Source organism: Mycobacterium sp. PTI7 (genome assembly GCF_056679845.1).
Genome location: NZ_CM155252.1, coordinates 5,382,165 through 5,405,694 on the forward strand (window position 1 = coordinate 5,382,165; position 23,530 = coordinate 5,405,694).

Genomic DNA, 23,530 nt, shown 5'->3' on the forward strand with positions numbered 1-23,530 from the left:
AACGCGCACCGTGCATCTCGACAGTTAAGTTATGCAATGCTAACTTCGGCGAGTTAGCTTAGGCATACATAAGGGAGATGGCGGGGGCGTTCAGTCTCCGTGACCACACATGGGTAGTGACACGCTTGCGGGGGCGCGGGTGGACCGAGAGGTTCTCAGCCGTTTCAGCACATGCTGCCGGACGCTCGGTCTGACCGTCCACGACCGGCGCCGTCCGGCGGACGTCGCGGCAGCGCGGACCGGGTTCGCCGAACTGACGCGCATCGCGCACGAGCACTGCGACGCCTGGACCGGCCTGGCCGCCGCCGGCGACACCAGCGCACGCGTCGTCGAATCGATCTGGCGCACCGTCGCCACCGCCGGCGTACTGCAGGGCCACCTCGAGATGGCGGCGGGGGACCTCGGCTTCGACTACGACACCGGTCTCTACCTGACCTTCCGTGCGACCACGCCCGACGACTTCCAGCTCGCCTACGCCGCGACGCTGTCCGACCGCGGCGACCACGCCGCCGGGGACCGGCTGGTGGCCCAGCTGCTCGAGCGTAGGCCGAGCTGGCTCCAGGCCCGCTGGGTGCGGGTCGCGATGTACCACCGCACCGAACGCTGGTCGGACGTCGTGCGCGTGCTGACCCCCGTGGTGAACGACCCCCGGCTCGACGACGCGTACGCCCACGCCGCGCGGGTCGCGCTCGGCACCTCGCTGGCCCGGCTGGGCATGTTCGCCCCTGCGCTGTCCTATCTCGAGGATCCCTCGGGGCCGGTGGCCGTCGCCGTCGTGGACGGCACGCTCGTCAAGGCCTTGTCGCTGCGCGCGCAGGGCGAAGACCTCGACGCCGCGGACACCCTCGCCGAGCTGTACGCCGCCAACCCCGAGCACGCGCAGGTCGAGGAGGCGCTGTCGGACACGTCGTTCGCCATCGTCCCGACCACCGCCGCCCGCATCGAGGCGCGCATCGACCCGTGGGACCCCGCCACCGAGCCTGACGAGACCGACTTCGTCGACCCCGGCGCCAAGGAACGCAAGGCGCACCTGCTGATCGAGGCGGAGGCCGAACTCGCCGAGTTCATCGGCCTCGACGAGGTGAAGTTCCAGGTCGCCCGGCTCAAGTCGTCGGTCGCCATGGCCATCCGCCGCCAGGAGCGCGGTCTGGCCGTCGCCCAGCGCACCAACCACCTGGTCTTCGCGGGCCCACCGGGAACCGGCAAGACGACCATCGCGCGCGTGGTCGCCAAGATCTACTGCGGTCTGGGCATCCTCAAGAAGGAGACCGTCCGCGAGGTGCACCGTGCCGACCTGATCGGCCAGCACATCGGCGAGACCGAGGCCAAGACCAACGCGCTGATCGACAGCGCCCTGGACGGCGTGCTGTTCCTCGACGAGGCCTACGCGCTGGTGTCCACCGGCGCCAAGAACGACTTCGGCCTCGTCGCCATCGACACGCTGCTGGCCCGCATGGAGAACGACCGCGACCGCCTGGTCGTCATCGTGGCCGGCTACCGCGCAGATCTCGACAACTTCCTCGACACCAACGAAGGCCTGCGGTCCCGCTTCACCCGCAGCATCGACTTCCCGTCCTACTCAGCACACGAACTGGTCGAGATCGCGATGCGGATGGCGGAGAAGCGCGACAGCGTCTTCGCTGGTGCGGCACGCGACCACATGGAGGCCCTGTTCGCGCACCTCGCGACGGCCACCACCCCCGACGCCGCGGGCGTCGCACGGCGCAGCCTGGACATCGCGGGCAACGGCCGCTTCGTCCGCAACCTCGTCGAACGTTCCGAGGAGGAGCGCGAATACCGGCTCGACCACTCGGACAGTGACGACTTCACCGACGACGAGCTGATGACGATCACCGACACCGACGTGATGAACTCCGCGATCCCGCTGCTCCGCGGCCTCGGGCTCGAGGTGCCCAGGTGACGGGCCAGGAGGACGACCGCCGGTCCTTTGCCTCGCGCACGCCGGTCAACGACAACCCCGAACGCGTGGCCTACCGCCGTGGGTTCGTCACCCGCCACCAGGTGTCGGGATGGCGATTCGTCATGCGCCGCAGGGCATCCGGCGTGGCGCTCCACGACACCCGGATGCTCGTCGATCCGCTGCGCACGCAGTCACGGGCCGTCCTCGTCGGCGCCCTGCTGCTCGTCACCGGCCTGGCGGGGTGCTTCATCTTCTCGCTGATCCGGCCCGCGGGCGACGCCGGCGACAGCGCGATCCTCGCCGACCGCGAAACCGCCGCGCTCTACGTGCGACTCGGCGACCAGGTGCACCCCGTGCTGAACCTGACCTCGGCGCGGCTCATCGCCGATCGCCCCGACAAGCCGACCACGGTCAAGAGCAGCGAGATCGACCAGTTCGCACGCGGCAACCTGATCGGCATCCCCGGCGCCCCGGAACGCATGGTGCAGAACACCGCCCGCGACGCGGAGTGGACGGTGTGCGACGCCGCCTCCGGTCCCGCGGTGGGCATCACGGTGATCGCGGGGGCACTGGACGACAGCGGTGAGCGCGCGACGGCGCTGCCGGACGGGCAGGCCGTACTGGTCCGCAACGACGGCGGGCCCAACGCCGGCACCTGGCTGCTGTGGGACGGTCGACGCAGCAAGGTCGACCTGGCCGACCGCGCCGTGACCGACGCCCTGGGCATCGGCACGGGCGCACCGGCTCCGCGGGCGATCGCGCCGGGCCTGTTCAACGCCATCCCCGAGGCGCCCGCCCTGATCGTGCCCGCCATCGCGGGTGCGGGCGGGCAGCCCGGCTACCCGCTGCCGGTGCCGGCCCAGATCGGCTCCGTGGTGGCGGCCTTCGACGCCGACAACACGCTGCGCCACTACGCGGTACTCGCCGAAGGGCTGCAACCGATCTCGCCCGTGCTCGCCGCCATCCTGCGCAACGCGAACTCCTACGGGCTGGCGCAGCCGCCACGTCTGGGCGCCGACGACGTGGCGCGGCTGCCCGTCGCGAGCGCCATCGACGTCGACGCGTACCCCGCCGGGCCCGTCGGCCTGATCGACTCCGCGGCCGCACCGCTGACCTGCGCACGCTGGTCGCACCCGGTGGACGCCACCGGCGGCACGCTCGACCTCCTCACCGGTGCAGCGCTTCCCGTCGCCGACGGTCTGCGGCCCGTGCAACTCGTCGGTGGCGGCGCCGGGGTGACCGCCAACCGGGTGGTCCTCGCCCCCGGCACCGGCTTCCTCGTCCAGACCGTCGGTCAGGACGTCCGTCAGCAGCCGGCGTCGCCGGCCGCGGGGTCGCTGTTCTGGGTCGGTGACACCGGCGTCCGCTACGGCGTCGACCAGGACTCCGATCAGGACACCCTCGGCGCACTCGGTCTCGTGCCACCGCCGCTGCCCATCCCGTGGGCGATGCTCAACCAGTTCGCCGCAGGGCCGACGCTGTCCCGCGCCGATGCGCTCCTCGCGCACGACGGGCTCGAACCCGACCCCAGCCCGGCCGTCATCAGGGAAACTCCATGAGTCGCATCATCTTCGAGGCCCGTCGTCGCCTACCGGCACCGGTCTCGCGCAAGGGCACCATCACCATCGAGTCGCCGCCCGAGCTGCCGCGACTGGTGCCGCCGTCGCTGCTGCGCAGGGTCCTGCCGTACCTGATCGTCATCCTCATCGTCGGAATGATCGTCGCGCTGTTCGCGACCGGGATGCGGCTCCTGTCGCCGACGACGCTGTTCTTCCCGTTCGTGCTGCTGCTCGCCGCCACCGCCATGTACCGCGGAACCGACGGCAAGGTGCGCACCGAGGAGGTGGACGCCGAGCGCGCCGACTACCTGCGCTACCTGTCGGTGGTGCGCGACAACGTCCGCGCCCATGCCGCCGAGCAGCGCGCGTCGTTGGAGTGGTCACATCCTGCGCCCGCACTCCTGGCCGAGGTACCGGGCACCCGCAGGCAGTGGGAGCGCGACCCGCACGACCCCGACTTCCTGGTCGTGCGCACCGGCCTGCACGACGCACCCCTCAACGCGACGCTCCGGGTCAAGGACGCCGCGGACGAGATCGATCTGGAACCCGTGTCGCACAGCGCACTCCGGAGCCTGCTCGAGGTGCAGCGCACCGTCCGCGCGGTGCCCTCGGGCATCGACCTCGCGAAGGTCTCCCGCATCACCGTGGTCGGCGACCCGGAGGACGTCCGCGGCGCCCTGCGGGCCTGGATCGCGCAGGCCGTCACCTGGCACGACCCCGCCGTCCTCGGCGTCGCCCTGGCGTCCCCCGACCTCGAGGGCGCCGACTGGTCGTGGCTGAAGTGGCTGTCGCACGTCGACGTCCCGGGCCGCGTCGACGGGGCAGGCGCCGCGCGCTACCTCGCGACCGGTGCGACCGAACTACGCGACCTGCTGGCTCCGGCGCTCGACGACCGCGGCGCCTTCGGATCCGCCGACGCCCCCACCCGGCACCTGCTGGTGATCGTCGACGATCCGGACGCCGACCCGGCCCTCGTCGTGCCGCGAGCGGGCGTCGCCGGCGTCACGGTGGTGCACCGGACCACCGAAGAGCCGCACCACGAGCAGTATTCGGACCCCGAACGCCCCGTCCTGCGCGTCGTCGACGGGCGCATCGAGCGCTGGCAGACGGGGTCGTGGCAGACCTACGTCGCCCGGGCCGACAGCTACCCGACGGCGGACGCCGAGCACGTGGCGCGCCGCCTGTCGCGGTGGGACTCCAACCCCCGTCAGGCCAGGACCACGAGCGCGGGCCTCGAGACGTTCAACACGCTGCTCGGCATCTCCGATGCGGCGGCACTCGACGTCGCCGACCTGTGGGCGCCGCGCACCCGCGCCGACGAATTGCGCGTGCCCATCGGCGTCACCGCCACGGGCGAGCCGCTGATGTTCGACCTCAAGGACGAGGCCGAGGGCGGCATGGGTCCGCACGGCCTGATGATCGGCATGACTGGCTCCGGCAAGTCGCAGACCCTGATGGCACTGCTGTTGGCGCTCTTGACGACTCATTCCGCCGACCGCCTGGTGGTCATCTACGCCGACTTCAAGGGCGAGGCGGGCGCGGACATCTTCCGCCACTTCCCCCAGGTCGTCGCCGTCATCTCCAACATGGCCGAGAAGCGCTCGCTGGCCGATCGGTTCGCGGACACGCTGCGCGGCGAGGTGGCGCGGCGCGAGAAGCTGCTGATGGAGGCGGGCCGGCGCGTGCAGGGCAGCGCGTTCAACTCGGTGCTCGAGTACGAGGCGGCCATCGCGGCCGGACACGATCTCGCGCCGATGCCCACGCTGCTGGTGGTGGCCGACGAGTTCTCGCTGATGCTGGCCGACCACCCGGAGTACGCGGACCTCTTCGACTACGTGGCGCGCAAGGGCCGCTCGTTCCGCATCCACATCCTGTTCGCCTCGCAGACGCTCGACGTCGGGCGAATCAAGGACATCGACAAGAACACCTCCTACCGGATCGGCCTGAAGGTGGCCAGCCCCAGCGTCAGCCGCCAGATCATCGGCGTCGAGGACGCGTTCCACATCGAGTCCGGCCCCGACCACAAGGGCGAGGGCTTCCTGGTGCCGACGCCCGGCGCCATGCCGGTGAAGTTCCGCAGCACCTACGTCGACGGCATCTACGACCCGCCGCGCAAGCCCACGTCGGTCGTGGTGTCCGCCGTCCCCGTGCCGCAGCCGTTCACGGCCGGTCACGTGGAGGCGCCTGCGGACACGGTGGTCGTGCACGGCGCGGTCGACGAGGACGTGCGGCCGCCGCGCAAGCTTGTGGCCACCATCGGCGATCAGCTGTCGCACTACGGCCCGAAGGCGCCGGCGCTGTGGCTGCCGCCGCTGGACGAGCCGATCCCGCTCGCCGAACTGCTGCACCGCGCGGGGGTGCCCGAGCGGCAGTGGCGCTGGCCCCTCGGCGAGATCGACCGGCCCTTCCAAATGCGGCGGGACCCCCTGGTGTTCGACGCCACCTCGGCGGGGGCGAACCTCGTCATCCACGGCGGTCCCAAGTCGGGCAAGACCACCGCGCTCCAAACGTTCATGCTGTCGGCCGCGGCACTGCACTCCCCGCGCGACGTGACGTTCTACTGCCTCGACTACGGCGGCGGTCAGCTCCGACCGATGGCCGATCTGGCCCACGTCGGCAGCGTGGCCTCGCCGCTGGAGCCCGAGCGCATCCGCCGCACGTTCGGCGAGCTGGAGCAGCTGCTCCGGGCACGTCAGCAGCGGGCGGCCAACGGCGGCAACGGCATTCAGAGCGACGGCTACGGCGAGGTGTTCCTGGTCATCGACAACCTGTACGCGTTCAGCCGCGACAACACCGACCAGTTCAGCACCCGCAACCCGCTGCTGGCCCGCGTGACCGAACTCGCCAACACCGGACTGTCGTACGGCATCCACGTCGTCATCACCACGCCGAACTGGCTCGAGGTGCCGCTGGCGATGCGCGACGGCCTGGGGCTGCGGCTGGAACTCAAGCTGTCCGACTCCCAGGACAGCAACGTGCGGGTGGTGGGTGCGCTGCGCCGCGCCGCCGACGGTGTGCCGGCCGACCAGCCCGGACGTGGTCTCACGATGGCGGCAGAGCACTTCCTGTTCGCCCAGCCCGCACTCGAGACCATCGGGGCGATCAACTCCCGCTACCCCGGCCAGGCCGCACCACCGGTACGGCTGCTGCCGACGGTCCTCGCTCCCGAGGCCGTCGCGCCGCTGTACCGCGGCCCGGAGCGGATCGTGGTCGGTCAGCGCGAGGAGGACCTGGCCGCGGTCGAGGTCGACTTCGCCGACAACCCACTGCTGATGGTGTTCGGCGACACCAAGTCCGGCAAGACGACCCTGCTTCGGCACCTCATCCGCACGATCCGGGACAACTCGACGCAGGACGACGTCGCGTTCACGGTCATCGACCGCAGGCTGCACCTCGTCGACGAGCCGCTGTTCCCCGACAACGAATACACGCCCAACATCGACCGAGTGACACCGGCGATGCTCGGCCTGTCCGCGCTGCTCGAGAAGCGCCGTCCCCCGGCGGGTCTCACGCCGCAGCAGCTCAGCGGCTGGAGCTACGAGGGGCATACGCACTACCTGATCGTCGACGACGTCGATCAGATCCCCGATGCGCCGGCGGTCAACGGGCCGTACGTCGGGCAACGGCCGTGGGCGAACGTCGTCGGGCTGCTTTCGCAGGCAACGGAGTTGGGCCTGCGCGTGATCGTCACGGCGCGGGCGGCGGGATCCGCGCACGCGATCATGACGGCGCCACTGCTCCGTCGCCTCAACGAGCTGCAGGCGACCACGCTGATGCTGTCCGGCAACCCGCAGGACAGCGGCAAGATCCGTGGCCACCGGTTCAGCCGGCTGCCCGCGGGCCGGGGGTTGCTGCTCGACGACCGCGACGGCGCGACGTTCGTGCAACTGGTCAACCCGTTCGTCGACGAAGCGGCGGCGAGCGGCAACAGAGGAAGGGAGTTCAATCGATGACTCTTCGTGTGGTCCCAGAGGGTCTGACCGCCGCGGGCGGTCAGGTGGAGGCGCTCGTGGCACGTCTGGCCGCCGCGCACGCCGCCGCCGCGCCGCTCGTCTCGGCCGTGCTGCCGCCGGCCGCCGATCCGGTGTCGCTGCAGTCGGCGGGCGCGTTCAGTTCACATGGCGCGCAACACAACGCCGTCGCCGCACAGGGCACCATGGAACTCGGTCGCTCCGGTGTCGGCGTGGCGGAGTCCGGCACCAGCTACGCCACCGGCGACGCCATGGCCGCGTCCTCCTACCTGACCGCGGGTAGCTGATCCGACCATGACCGCTCCCGTCTGGATGGCGCTGCCGCCCGAGGTGCACTCGGGCCTGCTGAGCAGTGGCCCCGGCCCCGGCTCGCTGCTCGCCGCCGCCGGGGCATGGCAATCACTGAGTGCCGAATACTCGATGGCCGCAGCGGAACTCACCAGCCTGCTGGCCGCCGTGCAGTCGGGCGCGTGGGAGGGCCCGAGCGCTGAGCAGTACGTCGCCGCGCACGCGCCGTACCTGACGTGGCTGGCCCAGGCGAGCGCCAACAGCGCCGCCGCGGCCGTCCAGCACGAGACGACGGCAGCGGCGTACACGACGGCGCTGGCGATGATGCCGACGCTGCCCGAACTCGCGCTCAACCACACGGTGCACGGCGTGCTGATGGCGACGAACTTCCTGGGCATCAACATGATCCCGATCGCGCTCAACGAGGCCGACTACGTCCGGATGTGGATCCAGGCGGCCACCGCGATGAGCACCTACCAGGCCGTGGCCGGCGCGTCCGTCGCGGCGACGCCCGTCACGCCGCCCGCGCCCTTCCTGCTGGCGCCCGGTGTCGGCGAGGCGGGCTCGAGTGCGGCCTCGGCGCAGCAGTCCTTCGCCCAGGTGCAGGCGCTCGACGCGGGCAACGCGCTCAACAACGCCGACTTCCTCCAGCAGCTGCTGCAGGCGGTCAACCAGTTCTTCCAGGCGTACTCCGACTACACCAACTCGCTGTTCCAGCCGATCACCGAGTTCCTGCAGGACCCGATCGGCAACACCGTCGACCTGATCACGGGCCTGCTGACCAACCCCGGCCCCACGCTGGTGCAGTACGGGCCGTTCCTGTCCGCCGTCGCCTATCAGGCGGTGTCGTGGATCGGAGCGTCGCTGACCTATCCGCAGCTGCTGCTGCAGCCGCTGCTGGCGATCGGGCTGGGCGTCGGCGGGTACTTCCTGCAGGAGTACCTGAACAAGCCCGTCGCACCCGAGGCCGTCCCCGCCGAGGAGCCCGCGCCCGCCCAGGCACCGACGCCCCGCGCGGAGGCGCCGCAGCAGCCGCTGCCTGCGGCCAGCGTCGCGCCGACCGTGCCGTCGGCGCCCGCCACCTCGGTCACGTCGGTGCCCGGCGGGACCGCCCCCGCGCCCGGCGCGCCCGCCGTCGCGGCGGCGCCGCTGGTGCCCTACGTGGTCGCCGGGCCCGACCCCGGACCCGGACCCACCCCCACGTTGCGCGAGGGCACCGGCGCCAAGGCACCCGCGTCGGACATCGCCGCCTCCTCGGCCGCCGCTGCCGCGGCGTCGTCGCTCGCCAAGCGCAAGGCCCGGCGCAAGCGTGGCGCGCAGATCCAGGAGCGTGGCCACGCCGACGCCTACATGGACTACGAGCCCGATCCCGACCCGGAACCGGCGCCCCCGGCACGGCCCCGCACCGGCGCCTCGTCGCGCGGCGCGGGCCAGATCGGCTTCGCCGGAACGATCGTCACCGAGCCGGCCACGTCGACCGGTGACGTGGTGGGCCTCACCCAGCTGCCCGACGACCCCTACGGCGGCGGCCCCGTCGATCCGCTGCTGCCGGGCACCTGGGATCCGGAGGGGGGACCACGCACCTGACGCACCCGATCCGACCGAGAACATCCATTCGACCCACCACAGCAGAGGACACACCATGAGCCTTCTCGACGCCCACATCCCGCAGCTCGTCGCCTCCGAGGCGGCGTTCTCCTCCAAGGCCGCGCTGATGCGCAGCACCATCGCCCAGGCCGAGCAGGCCGCGCAGTCGTCGCAGGCCTTCCACCAGGGCGAGTCGGCGGTGGCGTTCCAGGCCGCACACGCCCGCTTCATCGAGGTGTCGGCTCGGGTCAACGCCCTGCTCGACATCGCCCAGGCCAACATCGGCGACGCCGCGTCCACCTACGTCGCCGAGGACGCCGCCGCGTCCAGCACCTACACCGCAATCTGATTCGCCGAGCAGAGCTGAAGGGACACATCACATGTCACAGATCATGTACAACTACCCGGCCATGCTGGCACTGTCCGCCGAGATGAACGGCTACTCCGGTGCGCTGCACGCCGTCGGCGCCGACGTCGCGAGCGAGCAGGCCGCGCTCTCCGCCGGCTGGCAGGGCGACACCGGCATGTCCTACCAGGCCTGGCAGGCCCAGTGGAACACCAGCTTGGAGGAACTGGTCCGCGCCTACCGGGCGATGTCCAGCACGCACGAGATGAACACGATGTCGATGAGCGCACGCGACGCGGCCCAGGGCGCGAAGTGGGGCGCGGTCTGATGGGTGAGGGACGCCTGATGCGCAGTGGGCGCTAACGCCGTCGAGCTGACCGCCGACCAGGCGTGGTACGTCGCCGACGCGGTGGGCGCGGGGAACTTCCCGTGGGTGCTGGCGCTGACGCCGCCCTACGCGGACCCGGCCGCCCGCCACGTGTTCGACGCCAGGATGCGCGACGAGCTGACCGGGTTGGGCGTCCTGACCGACGGCCGCGTGGACGCGTCGGTGACCCGGTGGGTCACGACGACCTGCCGCGCGCGGCGGTGGCTCGAGCTGCGCTTCGTCTCGGGCGCCGGAAACCTGTTGCGCGGGTTGGTGTCGCGCCGCGACGGCCGCGTCGTCGTCGCGCTGCGGAGCGGTCCGCTCGTCACGTTCACCGAACTCGACGTCGATCATCCCCAGGCGCTGGTGCCGGTGCTGACGGCGGGGCTCTCGCGTCGGCCGCCGGCCCGGTTCGACGAGTTCGTCCTCTCGGCACGGATCGGGGCGCGCGCCGACGAACGGCTGCGCGACGGCGCCACGCTGGGCGACGTCCTCGACGACCTGGGCATCCCGCCCGGCGCCCGGCACGTGGTCGAGGCGGCCTACGCGGCCGATCGCACGTACGTCGAGATCGTCGCCGGTGATCACCGCGACGGCCACCGCGTCAGCACCGAGGTCGGCACCAGCGTCGTCGACACCTCGGCCGGACGCGTCGTCGTCAGCCCGTCGGTGGGCTTCGACGGCGAATGGGTCTCGACCTTCGCCCCCGGCACCCCGCTGGCGATCGCGACGGCGGTCGAACGGCTCACCGCGACACTGCCCGGCGGCGTCTGGTTTCCCGACGCCCGCCTCACCCGAGACTTCGACCAGAGAACGGAAGACCAGGAATGTCCGACACCATCACGCCCAGCGCGCCGGTGATGCCCATCGTGCGCGTCGCGGTCCTCGCGACCGGCGACGAGGGCGGCCGGCTCGTCGACATGGCGCTGCCCACCGAACTGCCGCTGCGCGAGATCCTCCCGGCGGTGCGCCGCATGGCGCTGCCCACCGGTGACGGCACCGCCACCGCAACACCCGTGCAGCTGTCCCTGGCCCCGGTCGGCGGCGTGCCGTTCAGCTTGGACGCCACCCTCGACACGGTGGGCGTCGCCGACGGCGACCTGCTTGCGCTGCAACCGGTTCCGGCCGGCCCGCCCGCGCCGCGCATCGTCGAGGACATCGCCGACGCGGCCGTCATCTTCTCCGCCGCGCGCGAACGGCCCTGGGGTGCGTCGCACGTGGAGCGTGGCGCCGCCGTTGCCGTGCTCGCGCTGGTCGTCCTCGCCACGGTGATTGCCACGGCCCACCGGCTCGCCACGGGTCAGCAGGCCGGCCTCTTCACCGTCAGCGGGGTCGCACTGCTGACCGTGCTCGGCGCCCTCGTCACCCGGTCGCGCTCGCCCCGGCTGGCCACCGCGCTGTCCGTGACAGCGCTGCTGCCGATCGCCGCGGCGTTCGCGCTCGCCGTCCCCGGCGAATTCGGCGCCGCGCAGGTGCTTCTCGCCGCCGCCGGCGTCGCGGCGTGGTCGATCATCAGCATCACGCTCGCCGAGCGTGCCATCGCCGTGTTCACGGCGGCCAGCACCGTCGGGGCCGGTGCCGTGCTCGTCGCCGGCGCCGCCGCGATCTGGACGCTCGACGCCGTCGTGCTCGGCAGCGCGCTGATCGTGCTGGCACTGCTGGTCACCGTGCAGGCCGCGCAGCTCTCGGCGCTGTGGGCCCGCTTCCCGGTGCCCGTCATCCCCGCCCCCGGCGATCCGTCGCCCGGCGCCCCGCCGCTGCGCGTGCTCGAGGACCTGCCCCGTCGCGTCCGCATCAGCGACTCGCACCAGACCGGGTTCGTCGCGGGCGGCGTCCTGCTCGCCGTCGCCGGATCACTGGCCCTCGTTGCCCCGCAGGGGGTCTCGGCCTGGGCCTGGTACGTCGTGGTCGCCGCGTCGCTCGGTGCTGCGTTGCGTGCCAGGGTCTGGGACTCGGCGCCGTGCAAGGCGTGGCTGCTGGGCCAGTCCTACCTGGTGGCACTCGCGCTCGCGGTCGTCTACCTCGTCGACGAGCGGTACCAGGCCGCGTGGTGGGCGCTCATCGCGCTGGCCGGGCTGACCATCGCGTGGGCGATCGCCGCGCTGTACCCCGCGATCGCGAACCCCGACACCTACTCGCTGCCGATGCGCCGCATCACCGGCTTCGTGGCCTCCGCGCTCGACGCGTCGCTGATCCCGGCGATGGCCTACCTGATCGGGCTGTTCGCCTGGGTGCTGGAGCGGTGACGACCCGTCGGCTGCGTTCCGGTGCCGTGTCGCTCGCGGTCACCGCTGCCGTCGTGGTGACGAGTTGCCCTGCGGCGCTTGCGATCACGCCACCCGTCGTCGACGGGCAGGCGGCTACGCCGACGGGATCGGCGGGACCCGTGCAGCCGATGGCGCAGCGCGGCGACTGCCTCGTGACCGGCGTGCTGCCGGGTAGCGATCCCGGTGCGGTGAGCCCCAACGACCAGCTGCTGAACCTGGCCGGGGCGTGGGAGTACGGCCGGGGCGACGGTCAGACCGTGGCCGTCATCGACACCGGCGTGCGACCGGGCCCGCGGCTGCCGAACGTCGAGGCCGGTGGTGACTACGTCGAGAACACCGATGGGCTCACAGACTGCGACGGCCACGGCACGCTGGTCGCCGGCCTGATCGCGGGTCAGCCGGGCCCCGACGGGTTCTCGGGCGTCGCGCCCGGCGCCCGGCTCATCTCGATCCGCCAGACGTCCGGACGATTCGCGCCGCGCGCGACGGGGGAGGATCCCGCGCTGGTGCAGGCGACGCTCGACGTGGCGACCCTCGCCCGCGCCGTGGTGCGGGCGGCGGACCTCGGTGCGCGCGTCATCAACGTGTCGACCGTGACGTGCCTGCCGGCGAACAAGACGGTCGTGCAGGACGAACTCGGTGCGGCGCTGCGCTATGCCGCCGTCGAGAAGGACGCCGTGATCGTCGCCGCCGCGGGGAACAACCGCGCCGGGCTCAACGCGGGATCGGCGTGCCCGTCGAACCCGCTGTCCGATCCCGGCCGTCCCGACGATCCGCGCAACTGGGCGGGCGTTACGTCCGTGTCCATCCCGTCGTGGTGGCAGCCCTTCGTGCTCTCCGTCGGATCGGTGAGCCCGCAGGGCCAGCCGTCGGACTTCACGATGGCGGGCCCGTGGGTGGGCCTCGCGGCACCCGGTCAGAACATCGCGTCGGTGAGCAACGCCGACGGCGGCGGACTGGCCAACGCGCTGCCCAACGACCGCGGCGAGCTGTTCGGCGTCAGCGGGACGAGCTACGCCGCCGCGTACGTGTCCGGCGTCGCCGCGCTGGTCCGCGGTCGCTTCCCGGAGCTGCGCGCCGACGAGGTGGTGCGCCGCATCACCGCCAGCGCCCACGGCGCGGCACGGTCGCCGTCGAACCTGGTGGGGGCGGGCACCGTCGATCCCGTGGCGGCGCTCACGTGGGACGTGGCGGACGTCGACGGTGCGCAGGCGCCGCAGTCGCGTCCGGTCGCCGCCCCCGCGCCCCCCGCGGCCGACGACTCCACGCCACGCACCATCGCATTCATCGGCACGGGGCTCCTCGCCCTGGCCGCAGCGGCGACCGCCGTCGCCGCACATCGACGGAAGGAGGGCTGATGACCGCCCGAATCACCCTGGCGCTGCTCGTCGTCATCCCCGCGGTCATGGGCTACCCGTGGCACACGACCACCGGACGCTGGGTGCTCGGCATCGCGATCGCCGTGGTCCTGATCGTGCTGGCGTGGTGGCGGGGGACGTTCCTCACCACGATGATCGCCCGGCGGCTGGGCGTCGCACGCCGCAATCGCTCGGTGCCGGCGCTCAAGCCGTCCAACGAGGTGGCGGTGCTGCTGTCCGTCGCCGCCCGCGAGGGCGCGGCCGTGCCGCTCGACGTGATCGCGGGGTACGTCCAGCGGTACGGCGTGCGGTGCGCGAAGGTGCGCGTCACCAACCTCGACGCCGCAGGCACCCGCCGCACCTGGATCGGGATGACCGTCAACGCGGCCGACAACCTGGCGGCCCTGCGCGCCCGGTCGCCGGAACTCCCGCTGTACGACACCGCGGAGATCGTGGGCCGCCGGCTGTCGGACCACCTGCGCGAGTTGGGCTTCGAGGCGAGCATCGTCGACGAGGTGGACGGACCGTCGCTGCTGCCGACCGAATCGTCCCGCGAGACGTGGCGCGGAATGTCCGACGACGGAGGCTTTCTCGCCGCCTACGCGATCCCCGTCGACGCCACCCTGACCGAACGTCTCGAGCACGTGTGGACCCATACCCACCAGCCGACGTGGACGGCGCTGGAGTTCGGCGGAACCGCCGACCGGCCGACCGTCGTCGCGGTGGCCGCCGTCCGCACCGACGACGCCCCGAAGGATCCGCCGGTGCCGGGGCTGGTGGCCCGCAACGGACGGCACCGCCCCCTGCTGACCGCACTCGACCCGCGGTCGGTCAGCGTCCTCGACGTCGACCCGGCGCCCCTGCCCGCCGACGTGCTCGCCCGGCTGCGGTGGCCGGCCGGTTCCGCGGAGCTGACCGGCGGCGCCCACGCCCGCTAGATCCCGGGGTTCGATTTCTTCGGCGAGCGTGCGTGTTTGCGGGCAACACGCCGCGTGAAAACCTGACTTTGCGCACGCTCGCGAGTGGCCACTCGCAACCTAACGCCCCTAGTCGAACATGAACTCCGACAGGAACCGCGTCATCCGGCGCAGGTAGTCCGGCTGGCTGACGTGCAGCACGTGGTTGCCCGGGAACCAGTGAAAGGCGCAGCGGTCCCAGTGCTTCCACAGCAGCTCGGCCTGCTCGGGCGGGGCGAGCCGGTCACCCAGGCCGGTGATGATGAGGCGCCGGTCCTTCGGAACGAGCGGCGCGTAGTTCAGCGGTGAGTGGTAGGCGGACGCGGCGGTCGTCAGGTCCCGGTCGGCACGCGTCATCCGGTTGCCCAGCTTGACGAGCAGGTTGGCCGGGAACCAGTCGTCGAACGCCGCGTCCGGCGTCACCACGGGCACGTTCGGGATGACGGCCTGGATGCGGTCATCGACACCCGCGATCAGCGCGGAGGTGTATCCGCCCAACGACATCCCGGTCAGCGCGATGCGGTCCACACCGGTGTGCTCGAGGTAGTCCAGCACCGACCGGAAGTCGTGGACGGCCTGCGCCATCGCCTCGGCGAAGCCGGCGAGGCCGTCGGCGAAGTAGCCGTACCCGCTGAACGGCGATCCCCGCTCGGCGCGGCGGCCATGAAAGGGCAACGTGTACAACAGGATGTCGTATCCGGCGCGGTAGAACCACGGCAGCGAGAAGAACAGGCCGTTGAACAGGTACGCCGACCCCATGAAGCCGTGGATGAGGCACAGCGTCGGGTGCGGGCCGTCGTCGTGACGCCAGTGCTGCGCGTGCACCACGTTGTTGCGGGCGTAGCCGAGCCGGCGCTCGCGGATCGCGGGGTTGACGGCCTCGAAGCTGCTGGCGAACCGCACGTTCTCGACCCGCCCGTGTGCCGCCCATTCGGCGATCGGATTGGCGGCCCGCGTCGACACCCGCGGCGGCCGGGTCGGCGCGGGGAATGAGGCGGCGGGATCCTTGGCGGCGGCGAGATCGGCGTAGAACTCCAGGGCGGCGCGTTCGGCCCGCGTATCGGTGGGCCGCAGTGCCGACATGGCCATCTTCGGCAGCATCGTCGCGCTGATCAGCGACGCGATCGCCGTGCGCAGTCCGAGGTCGGCGACGGCCGACGAGTCCACGATCAGCCGCTGCTCCCAGGTGAGGTCCGCCCGGCGGGGGAGACCGCCCCTGGTCGCGTCGGCACCGGCGACGTCGAGCACGGGAATCGGCGGATCGATCGCGTCCGTCCGGGCATCGGCCATACGCGATGGTATCGCCGCGCACGGGCCCGAACGCCGCAGGTGTCGTCTATGCGTGGCATATGAGTTCCTCGCAAAGACGGTGAACGCCACCCATCCTGGAGGAGACGCACGAACACATTCCAGACGAACGAAGGGGTTCACTGATGAAGGGCTACACGGCAACGGGTTTCGCGATCGGCGCGCTGATGATGGGGGCCGTCGCGCTCGCGCCCGCGGCGGCCGCCGTACCGATGGGCGGCTCGGCCCAGGACACCGTCGAGTGGCTGCGCTCCGAGGGCTACGACGTCCAGCTGGACGGCGGGCCCAGCCAGGGATCGCTATCGCAGTGCACCGCAACGGGTGTGAGCGGTCTGCGCGGATCCAACATCGACGACGAGGACCGCCGGATCGACAAGGCGCAACTCGACACCGTCTACGTGACGACGTCCTGCAACGACACCGTCTAGGACAGCCGGTACACCAGGCAGTCGCCGACGCTGGTCGCCGGATACGTCGCGGCCACCCAGTCGGCGATCTCCCGGGTGTGCGCGGCCGAGGTGCTCGCCGACCGGATCACCTTGCCGTGCGGTCGGGCGGCGCCGCCGCGGCCCGCCTCCACCCAGTAGGCGACCCGCCCGGCACGAACGTCGTCGACGAACTGGGCGAGCGTCGGAGCCGGGTCACCGCCCCACCCGCCGACCGCCATCACCGAGGTACCCGAGGAGATCTCCAGCAGCGCCGCCGACTCCGCCCCGTTGGTGGCCGCTGACCAGCGGGTACCGGTCGCGGCCAGGAGGCGGGCGAGGTCGGGATTCGTGGCCTCGTCACCGGTCCACGGCCCGGAGGTACCGCGATGCGGGAGCTCCATCGCCGTCGGGATCGACCCGTGGTGCGGCGAGGCGACGGTGGCGAGGGTGACGACGACGGTCCCGGCCAACACCGAGCCCACGCCGATCAGCGCACCTGGCCACAGCATCCGACGACCGACCACGAGCAGTGCCGCGGCGAGCACACCCGTCGCCAGTACCGTCGATGCCACGCCGAATCCATTGCGGTGCAGCAGGACCGACGACCATCCCGCCCCGGCCAGCACCATGGCCGCCATCGCGACGCGGCCGTCCGACCCCGCACGCAGCCGCCACGCCCACACCGCGCCCAGGCCCACCAGCGCAGCGACGGCCGGCGCGAGCACCACGGCGTAGTAGGGATGCTCGGTACCGCGCATGACGCTCAGGACGCCGCCGCCAACCAGCAGCCACCCCGCCCACGAGATCAGGGCGGTCCGCTCCACGCGCGCCAGGCGCCCGCGAGCCGCTGAATATCCGCCGATGGCCAGGGCGACCACCGCCACGGGCAGCAGCCAGGAGATCTCGATGCCCATCTCGCCGCTGAACAGCCGGGTGACACCCGCGGCGCGGGTGGTCGCGGTGGCCCCCGACGACTCCGAACTGAGGATCCGGCTCGCCCCGTTGTAGCCGAACGCCAGGTCGAGCACCGAGTCGTCCACCGAGCCGCCGACGTAGGGCCGCGAGCCCGCGGGGACGAGCGCAACCACCGCCACCCACCATCCAGCCGCGATCACCAGGGCGGCACCCGCACCGGCGACGTGGGCCACCCGGGTACGCACGCTCGTCGCCGCACACGCCAGGTAGGCCATCGCGAGACCGGGGACGACGAGCAGCGCCTGCAGCATCTTGGCGAGGAACGCCAGCCCGACCACCGCACCCACGGCCGCCAGCCAGCGCCACGACGTCTCCCGCACCGCGCGGACCGTCCCGTACGCGGCGACCGTCGACAGCAGCACCAGCAGCGCGTCGGGGTCGTCGAAGCGGAACATCATCGCCGCCGCGGGCGTCAGCGCCAGCGCGAGGCCGGCCAGCAGCCCCGCCGCCGCGCCCTCGACGGGATCGTCGAACGTGCGGCGCATCGTCGCGTACAGCACTGCCACCGTGGCGACGCCCATCAGCGCCTGCGGGACCAGGACGGCGAGCGGGTGCATGCCGAAGATCCGCACCGACAGACCCGTCACCCACAGCGCGCCGGGCGGCTTGTCGACGGTGATGAAATTCCCGGCGTCGAGTGAACCGAAGAACCAGGCCGACCAGCTGCGGGCACCGGCCTGCGCGGCCGCGGCGTAGTACTCGTTGCCGTATCCGCTCGCCGACAGGTGCCACAGGTACGTCCCGGCGGTCGCCACGAGCAGGACGGCGAGCATCCAGCGCGGCCACCGGAAGGTCACCGTGACAGGTTGCCCGGTCACGCTCCCGGCCCGCCGCGTGGCGGCTGTGGATCAGCTGGGGGCGAGGTCGAACAGGCGGGCCCCGTTGCCATACAGCACCGCTCGGCGCCAGTCGTCGTCGACGCCCTCGAGCCGGGTCACCGAGGTCAGCGCCTCGGCGTACCCGTACGGGATGTTGGGGAAGTCGCTGCCGAACAGGATGCGATCGCCCACGTCCCGCAGCCGCGGGTAGTCGGCGGCGGGGAACGGCATGGTCTCCTCGGCGAATGCGGTGAACGCCATGGTGGTGTCGAGGTGGACGTCGTCGAACTGCTGGCACAGGTCGAGGAACTGCGAGTACTCCGGCATGCCGAGGTGCGCGACGATCAGACGGAGCCGGGGATGGCGCCGCAGCACCGCCCGTACGGGATCCGGACCGGTGAACTCACCCGGCGCCGGGCCGGAGCCGCAGTGGATGACGACGGGTACGCGCGCGTCGGCGAGCACCCCCCACGCCGCGTCGAGCAGCGGGTCCGACGGGTCGTACCGGCCGACCTGGACGTGCGCCTTGAACACCCTGGCGCCGCGCCCGATCGCCTCGGCGACGTAGTCCTCGACACCCGGTTCCGGATACAGCGTCGCGGTCGAGAGACAGTCCGGCGTGGCCTCCGCGAACTGGGCCGCCCACTGGTTCAGCCACGCCGCCATCAGCGGCTTGTGCGGGTAGACGAGCGAGGTGAACGCGACGACGCCGAAGTCGCGCAGCGTCCGCAGGCGTTCCGCCTCGTCGGTGCGATAGGTGATGGGCCACTCGCGGCCGACCAGCGGGCCCGCGGAGTCGAAGTACTGCCAGACCTTGTCCATCACCTGCTTGGGCATGAAGTGGGTGTGGACGTCGACGATGCCGGGCAGCCCGAGGGCTTCCCAGATCCGCCGCGCCGACGCTGTCTCTTCCATCACCGCACAGGATGGCAGAGGATCGCAGACATGTGGAATCCCGACGTCTATCTGGCCTTCGCCGATCACCGCGGCCGCCCCTTCTTCGACCTGACGTCCCGCGTCGGAGCGGAGCGGCCGCGCCGGGTGGTCGACCTGGGCTGCGGGCCCGGGAACCTGACGGTGACGCTGCGGGAGCGGTGGCCTGACGCGGTCGTCGAGGCGGTGGACAGTTCGGCGGAGATGGTCGAGGCCGCCCGCGCCCGCGGGCTCGACGCGGAGCTGGCCGGCATCGCCGACTGGACGCCGAAACCCGACACCGACGTCGTCGTGTCCAACGCCGCCCTGCAGTGGGTGCCCGGGCACGCGGACCTGCTGACCCGGTGGGCGGGCCTGCTGGAACCGGGTGCCTGGATTGCCATGCAGGTGCCGGGCAACTTCGACGCCCCGTCCCACGACGCCGTCCGCACCGTCGCCCGGACCGCCGAGTTCGCGGAGGCACTGTCGGACATGCCGTTCCGGGAGGCCGACGTGGTCGCGACGCCGACCGCGTACGCGGAGCTGCTGACCGACGCGGGATGCGTGGTCGACGCGTGGGAGACCACCTACGTCCACCAGCTGAGCGGGGACACGCCGGTGCTCGACTGGATCACCGGCACCGCACTGACCCAGGTGCGTAGCCGGCTCGACGACGACGCGTGGGAGCGCTACCGCCGAGCCATCATTCCGCTTCTCGCCCAGGCATATCCGCGGCGACCCGACGGCACCACGTACTTCCCGTTCCGGCGGGTGTTCGTGGTGGCGCGGGTCGGCGGCTGACTACCTTCCGTCGCGGGCGGCGTGCAGCGCGTCGAGCACCTGGCGCACCAGGTCGTCGATGTCGGCCCCGGTGGTGTCGACCACCAGGTCGGCGTTCTCGGGCTCCTCGTAGGGCGCGTCGATGCCCGTCAGCCCCTTGAGTTCGCCTGCCCTGGCACGCTTGTACAGCCCCTTGGGGTCGCGGTTCTCGCACTCGGCCAGCGACGTCGCCACGTGCACCTCGATGAACGGCAGCTTCGCCGCCTCGTTGAGGGTGCGGGCGATGTCGCGATCCGACTTCAGCGGTGACACCAGTGATGCCAGCGCGACCACGCCGGCGTCGGCCAGCAGGCGCGTGAGATGCCCGACGCGGCGGATGTTCTCGGCCCGATCACCGGCCGAGAAGCCCAGGTCGTCACTCAGGCCGTGCCGGATGTTGTCGCCGTCGAGCAGGTAGGCGACGTCACCGGCCTCGACCAGCGCGCGTTCCACGGCGACCGCCAGCGTCGACTTGCCGGACGCGGGCAGCCCCGTCAGCCAGATGGTGGCGCCGCGCTGGCCGGTCTTGCCCCACCGGTAGTCGCGGTCGAGTGACGACGGGTGCCAGCGGATGTCGTTGCGGGTCTGCTCGCCGGGCTTGACCTCGCGCGCCTCGGTGACGGTGCCCGCGCCGACGGTGTCGTTGGACGTCTCGTCGATGAGGATGAAGGCGCCGCTGTCGCGGTTGTCGGCGTAGGGGTCGGCCACCACGACGCCGCTGGTGCGCAGCGTCACCGCGCCGATGTCGTTGAGGGTCAACTCGACCGGGCCGTCGAGGTCGTCGAGGGTCTCCGGGTCCAGGCGGGTGTGCAGCTCCTGGACGGTGGCACGGACGGTCCGCGCCCCCTGCTTGAGTGCCAGCCGGTCGCCGGCCCGCAGCGGGGTGTCGGCGAACCAGCAGACCGTCGAGTACAGCTCGCGTGCCGCCACCGGCAGCACCGCATCGTCCGCACCGCTGACGAACACGTCACCGCGGCCGACGTCGATGTCGTCGGCGAGTTCGACCGAGACCGACAGCGGCGCAACACCGGTGGCGCGGTCGTCGTCGAGGGTGTCGAGCGCCGTGACCGTCGACCGGCTGCCCGAGGGCAGCGCGAGGATCGGGTCGCCGACGCTCAGCGTGCCCGCCGAGATCCGGCCCGTGTAGCGGCGCCGCTGTTCGGCCGTCGGCCGCGACACCCACTGCACGGGCAACCGCAGCTTCGTCGGCTCCGGTTGTGGCGCAGACAGTTCGATGCCCTCGAGGTACTCCAGCAGCGTGGGGCCGGTGTACCACGGCGTGTTGTCGGAGCGGTGGACGACGTTGTCGCCCAGCTTGGCCGCGATCGGGATCACCGCCAGGTCGGCCTCCGTGCCCGACCCGCCGAGCCGGTCGGCCACCTGCTGCAGTTCCGCCTGGACCTCGTCGAAGCGGGCCTGATCGAAGTCGACCAGGTCGATCTTGTTGACCGCGGCGACGAAGTGCTTGATGCCCAACAGCTTTGCGATCCGCGCATGCCGCCGGGTCTGGCGCAGCACGCCGGCGCGGGCGTCGACGAGCAGGATCGCCACGTGCGCGTTCGACGCGCCGGTGAACATGTTGCGGGTGTACGCCTCGTGGCCCGGGGTGTCGGCGAGGATGTAGCTGCGGCGTTCGGTCGAGAAGAACCGGTACGCCACGTCGATCGTGATGCCCTGTTCGCGCTCGGCGCGCAGTCCGTCCGACAGCGCCGCCAGGTCGGCCACGCCGGCCTCGTCGGTGACGGCGTCCAGGTGGTCCAGCGGCAGGCTGTCGGTGTCGTGCATCAGCCGCCCGATCAGGGTGCTCTTGCCGTCGTCGACCGACCCCGCCGTGGTGATGCGCAGCAGTTGCCTGGCGACCCCAGTCCCACTCATCAGAAGTAGCCCTCTCGCTTGCGATCCTCCATCGCCGCCACCGACGTGCGGTCGTCGGCGCGGGTCTCACCACGCTCCGATACGGTGGCTGCCGAGATCTCCTCGATCACGCCGGCGATCTCCGTCGCCCGCGATCGCACCGCACCGGTGATGGTGAGGTCGCCGACGGTGCGGTAGCGCACCCACTCGACGGCCGCCGTCTCGTCGCCGCGGGGCTGGACGTAGTCCGACACCGCGAGCAGGATCCCGTCGCGCTCGAGCACCTCGCGCTGGTGGGCGAAGTAGATCGGCGGCAGCTCCAGGTTCTCCAGCTCGATGTAGCGCCAGATGTCCAGTTCGGTCCAGTTCGACAGCGGGAACACCCGGACCTGCTCGCCCTTGCGGATGCGGCCGTTGTACAGCGACCACGGTTCGGGCCGCTGGGCGCGCGGGTCCCACTGGCCGAACTCGTCGCGAAAGCTCAGGATGCGCTCCTTGGCGCGGGCCCGCTCCTCGTCGCGGCGGGCGCCGCCGAACGCCGCGTCGAAGCCGCCGGCCTCGAGCGCGTCGAGCAGCGTGCGGGTCTGCTGCCGGTTGCGCGACGCGCCTTCGCCGGGATCGGCGACGCGGCCGCTGTCGATGGTCTCCTGCACCGAGCCGACGATGAGCTTGTGGCCGTGCTCGGCGAGCCTGCGGTCGCGGAACTCGATGACCTCGTCGAAGTTGTGGCCGGTGTCGACGTGCAGCACCGGGAACGGCAGCGGTGACGGCCGAAAGGCCTTCTCCGCCAACCGGAGCAGGACGATCGAGTCCTTGCCGGCCGAGAACAGCAGCACGGGCCGCTGCAGTTCGGCCACCACCTCGCGGATGATGTGCACCGCCTCGGCCTCGAGGACGCGTAGTTCGTCGACGCGTGTGGCGTCGGTTGCCGCCTCCGTCATGTCGGAAGTCCTTCCCGTTCGGCGTCTGCCTTGTATCTCTCGACCCACTCGTCGGACCGGTGATCGGCCTGCCGTTCCAGCACCGGCTCGGGCGCCAGCCGGGGATCGAGTCCGAGGGCCTCCAACACGTTGCCGACCACCTCGGTCAGGTTCCGCCACAGTGTCGGGTAGGGCACGTCCATCGGTTCGACGTTCTCCTCGGCGAACCAGGTGCGCCAACCCTCCTCCTGCGCCCGCAGCATCGTCACGACGTGCGCGATGGCGCCGGCGTGGTACTCGGCGCGGGCGTCGCGGACCGGGTCCGGCCTGCCGCGCCACACGCGGGTCTGGACCGCACGCCAGAACGAGACGGCCTGGGAGATGACGTCGGGCCGGTACACGTGGATCAGGACGGGGTCGCTGCCGACGACGTCGCGGATCCCGGCGAGCAGGCCCTCGCCCGACCGCTCCGGCAGGTCCCGCGCGCGGTCGAGCAGCAGTGGCGTCTGGTTCCACATCAGCTTGCCGCCCCAGACGCCGTTCGGGGTGCGGCCGACGGTGCGGATGTAGTCCCGCCAGATCTCGGCCGGGGCGATGTCGGGCTTGCCCTCGTCGAGTGGGTCGAGCAGGCGCAGGATCGACTCGTCGTCCACGCCCGCGAACCACTCCCGCGGTTGGGGCGACTGGCTGGTCGTGGGGAGGTACTGGAAGAACTCCTGCGGTTCGCCCGCCACGCCGGTGGCGCGGAGCGACTCGACCAGCAGCGTGCTGCCACTGCGCTGCGATGCGAGCACCAGATATGCCGTCGGGGCTGCCATTCGCGAGAGCTTAGCCGGTGGTCAGGGGGCGTGCCGCAGGCGATTTCCGTTCAGCACG

Annotated in this window: 19 protein-coding genes; 13 read left to right on the forward strand and 6 right to left on the reverse strand. The window is 71.8% G+C overall.

What is annotated here, in order from left to right; translation table 11 throughout:
• The first annotated feature begins 109 nt into the window (after positions 1–109).
• The 11 genes from eccA to eccE are packed head-to-tail and all read left to right on the forward strand — an operon-like array spanning position 110 to position 14,602.
• Positions 110–1,921 (forward strand): type VII secretion AAA-ATPase EccA, encoded by a 1,812-nt coding sequence (eccA, locus tag AC1MEY_RS25885; protein ID WP_480228197.1) that lies wholly within the window; start codon positions 110–112, stop codon positions 1,919–1,921.
• Positions 1,918–3,480, forward strand: a complete 1,563-nt coding sequence (gene eccB, locus AC1MEY_RS25890) for a type VII secretion protein EccB (RefSeq protein WP_480228198.1) — start codon at positions 1,918–1,920, stop codon at positions 3,478–3,480. The genes eccA and eccB overlap by 4 nt, the downstream gene beginning before the upstream one ends.
• Positions 3,477–7,433 carry a type VII secretion protein EccCa gene (gene eccCa, locus AC1MEY_RS25895; RefSeq protein WP_480228199.1) on the forward strand — a complete coding sequence of 1,319 codons (3,957 nt, stop codon included), beginning with the start codon at positions 3,477–3,479 and terminating at the stop codon, positions 7,431–7,433. Before eccB ends, eccCa begins: the two co-directional genes overlap by 4 nt.
• Positions 7,430–7,738, forward strand: a complete 309-nt coding sequence (locus AC1MEY_RS25900; RefSeq protein ID WP_480228200.1) for a PE family protein — start codon at positions 7,430–7,432, stop codon at positions 7,736–7,738. Before eccCa ends, AC1MEY_RS25900 begins: the two co-directional genes overlap by 4 nt.
• Positions 7,739–7,745: 7 nt before the next feature.
• Complete coding sequence (locus tag AC1MEY_RS25905) at positions 7,746–9,326, forward strand: PPE domain-containing protein (RefSeq protein ID WP_480228201.1); 1,581 nt, start codon at positions 7,746–7,748, stop codon at positions 9,324–9,326.
• Between the two features lie 55 nt (positions 9,327–9,381).
• Positions 9,382–9,675, forward strand: coding sequence for a type VII secretion protein EsxS (locus AC1MEY_RS25910; protein ID WP_480228202.1), 294 nt, complete (start codon positions 9,382–9,384; stop codon positions 9,673–9,675).
• Positions 9,676–9,706: 31 nt separating this feature from the next.
• Positions 9,707–10,000 (forward strand): WXG100 family type VII secretion target, encoded by a 294-nt coding sequence (locus tag AC1MEY_RS25915; protein ID WP_480228203.1) that lies wholly within the window; start codon positions 9,707–9,709, stop codon positions 9,998–10,000.
• A gap of 24 nt (positions 10,001–10,024) precedes the next feature.
• Complete coding sequence (locus AC1MEY_RS25920; protein WP_480228204.1) at positions 10,025–10,900, forward strand: ESX secretion-associated protein EspG; 876 nt, start codon at positions 10,025–10,027, stop codon at positions 10,898–10,900.
• Positions 10,867–12,285 (forward strand): type VII secretion integral membrane protein EccD, encoded by a 1,419-nt coding sequence (eccD, locus tag AC1MEY_RS25925; RefSeq protein ID WP_480228205.1) that lies wholly within the window; start codon positions 10,867–10,869, stop codon positions 12,283–12,285. The genes AC1MEY_RS25920 and eccD overlap by 34 nt, the downstream gene beginning before the upstream one ends.
• Before the next feature lie 26 nt (positions 12,286–12,311).
• Positions 12,312–13,664 (forward strand): type VII secretion-associated serine protease mycosin, encoded by a 1,353-nt coding sequence (mycP, locus tag AC1MEY_RS25930; RefSeq protein ID WP_480231677.1) that lies wholly within the window; start codon positions 12,312–12,314, stop codon positions 13,662–13,664.
• Entirely contained in the window at positions 13,664–14,602 is a 939-nt protein-coding gene (gene eccE, locus AC1MEY_RS25935; protein WP_480228206.1) for a type VII secretion protein EccE, read from the forward strand. Before mycP ends, eccE begins: the two co-directional genes overlap by 1 nt.
• Positions 14,603–14,710: 108 nt before the next feature.
• Here eccE and AC1MEY_RS25940 read toward each other — a convergent pair whose 3' ends face one another.
• Positions 14,711–15,910, reverse strand: a complete 1,200-nt coding sequence (locus tag AC1MEY_RS25940; RefSeq protein WP_480228207.1) for an alpha/beta hydrolase family protein — start codon at positions 15,908–15,910, stop codon at positions 14,711–14,713.
• Positions 15,911–16,053: 143 nt separating this feature from the next.
• Between AC1MEY_RS25940 and AC1MEY_RS25945 the strand changes: the two genes are divergently transcribed.
• Entirely contained in the window at positions 16,054–16,356 is a 303-nt protein-coding gene (locus AC1MEY_RS25945; protein ID WP_480228208.1) for a hypothetical protein, read from the forward strand.
• On the opposite strand, the gene AC1MEY_RS25950 is transcribed toward AC1MEY_RS25945, so the two are convergent.
• Positions 16,353–18,128 carry a glycosyltransferase family 39 protein gene (locus tag AC1MEY_RS25950; RefSeq protein ID WP_480228209.1) on the reverse strand — a complete coding sequence of 592 codons (1,776 nt, stop codon included), beginning with the start codon at positions 18,126–18,128 and terminating at the stop codon, positions 16,353–16,355. The two genes, AC1MEY_RS25945 and AC1MEY_RS25950, sit on opposite strands and share 4 nt — an antisense overlap.
• Before the next feature lie 51 nt (positions 18,129–18,179).
• The gene (locus tag AC1MEY_RS25955; protein WP_480228210.1) at positions 18,180–19,064 is read right to left on the reverse strand and encodes an amidohydrolase family protein; all 885 of its coding nucleotides are present in this window, start codon (positions 19,062–19,064) and stop codon (positions 18,180–18,182) included.
• 30 nt (positions 19,065–19,094) lie between these two features.
• On the opposite strand from AC1MEY_RS25955, the gene AC1MEY_RS25960 reads away from it, so the two are divergent.
• Positions 19,095–19,862 (forward strand): trans-aconitate 2-methyltransferase, encoded by a 768-nt coding sequence (locus AC1MEY_RS25960; protein WP_480228211.1) that lies wholly within the window; start codon positions 19,095–19,097, stop codon positions 19,860–19,862.
• Here AC1MEY_RS25960 and cysC read toward each other — a convergent pair whose 3' ends face one another.
• The 3 genes from cysC to stf0 are packed head-to-tail and all read right to left on the reverse strand — an operon-like array spanning position 19,863 to position 23,472.
• Positions 19,863–21,755: an adenylyl-sulfate kinase gene (gene cysC / locus AC1MEY_RS25965; RefSeq protein ID WP_480228212.1), complete on the reverse strand. Its 1,893-nt coding sequence runs from the start codon at positions 21,753–21,755 to the stop codon at positions 19,863–19,865.
• Positions 21,755–22,675 (reverse strand): sulfate adenylyltransferase subunit CysD, encoded by a 921-nt coding sequence (gene cysD, locus AC1MEY_RS25970; RefSeq protein ID WP_480228213.1) that lies wholly within the window; start codon positions 22,673–22,675, stop codon positions 21,755–21,757. Before cysD ends, cysC begins: the two co-directional genes overlap by 1 nt.
• Positions 22,672–23,472 (reverse strand): trehalose 2-sulfotransferase, encoded by an 801-nt coding sequence (gene stf0, locus AC1MEY_RS25975; protein WP_480228214.1) that lies wholly within the window; start codon positions 23,470–23,472, stop codon positions 22,672–22,674. The genes cysD and stf0 overlap by 4 nt, the downstream gene beginning before the upstream one ends.
• Positions 23,473–23,530 lie beyond the last annotated feature (58 nt).

Excerpts from the sequence above, each read along its gene's own strand:
- eccA (WP_480228197.1), top strand. The coding sequence starts at position 110 with ATGGGTAGTGACACGCTTGCGGGGGCGCGGGTGGACCGAGAGGTTCTC.
- eccCa (WP_480228199.1), top strand. The coding sequence starts at position 3,477 with ATGAGTCGCATCATCTTCGAGGCCCGTCGTCGCCTACCGGCACCGGTC.
- AC1MEY_RS25900 (WP_480228200.1), top strand. The coding sequence starts at position 7,430 with ATGACTCTTCGTGTGGTCCCAGAGGGTCTGACCGCCGCGGGCGGTCAG.
- AC1MEY_RS25905 (WP_480228201.1), top strand. The coding sequence starts at position 7,746 with ATGACCGCTCCCGTCTGGATGGCGCTGCCGCCCGAGGTGCACTCGGGC.
- AC1MEY_RS25910 (WP_480228202.1), top strand. The coding sequence starts at position 9,382 with ATGAGCCTTCTCGACGCCCACATCCCGCAGCTCGTCGCCTCCGAGGCG.
- AC1MEY_RS25915 (WP_480228203.1), top strand. The coding sequence starts at position 9,707 with ATGTCACAGATCATGTACAACTACCCGGCCATGCTGGCACTGTCCGCC.
- eccD (WP_480228205.1), top strand. The coding sequence starts at position 10,867 with ATGTCCGACACCATCACGCCCAGCGCGCCGGTGATGCCCATCGTGCGC.
- eccE (WP_480228206.1), top strand. The coding sequence starts at position 13,664 with ATGACCGCCCGAATCACCCTGGCGCTGCTCGTCGTCATCCCCGCGGTC.
- AC1MEY_RS25940 (WP_480228207.1), bottom strand. The coding sequence starts at position 15,910 with ATGGCCGATGCCCGGACGGACGCGATCGATCCGCCGATTCCCGTGCTC.
- AC1MEY_RS25945 (WP_480228208.1), top strand. The coding sequence starts at position 16,054 with ATGAAGGGCTACACGGCAACGGGTTTCGCGATCGGCGCGCTGATGATG.
- AC1MEY_RS25955 (WP_480228210.1), bottom strand. The coding sequence starts at position 19,064 with ATGGAAGAGACAGCGTCGGCGCGGCGGATCTGGGAAGCCCTCGGGCTG.
- AC1MEY_RS25960 (WP_480228211.1), top strand. The coding sequence starts at position 19,095 with ATGTGGAATCCCGACGTCTATCTGGCCTTCGCCGATCACCGCGGCCGC.
- cysC (WP_480228212.1), bottom strand. The coding sequence starts at position 21,755 with ATGAGTGGGACTGGGGTCGCCAGGCAACTGCTGCGCATCACCACGGCG.
- cysD (WP_480228213.1), bottom strand. The coding sequence starts at position 22,675 with ATGACGGAGGCGGCAACCGACGCCACACGCGTCGACGAACTACGCGTC.
- stf0 (WP_480228214.1), bottom strand. The coding sequence starts at position 23,472 with ATGGCAGCCCCGACGGCATATCTGGTGCTCGCATCGCAGCGCAGTGGC.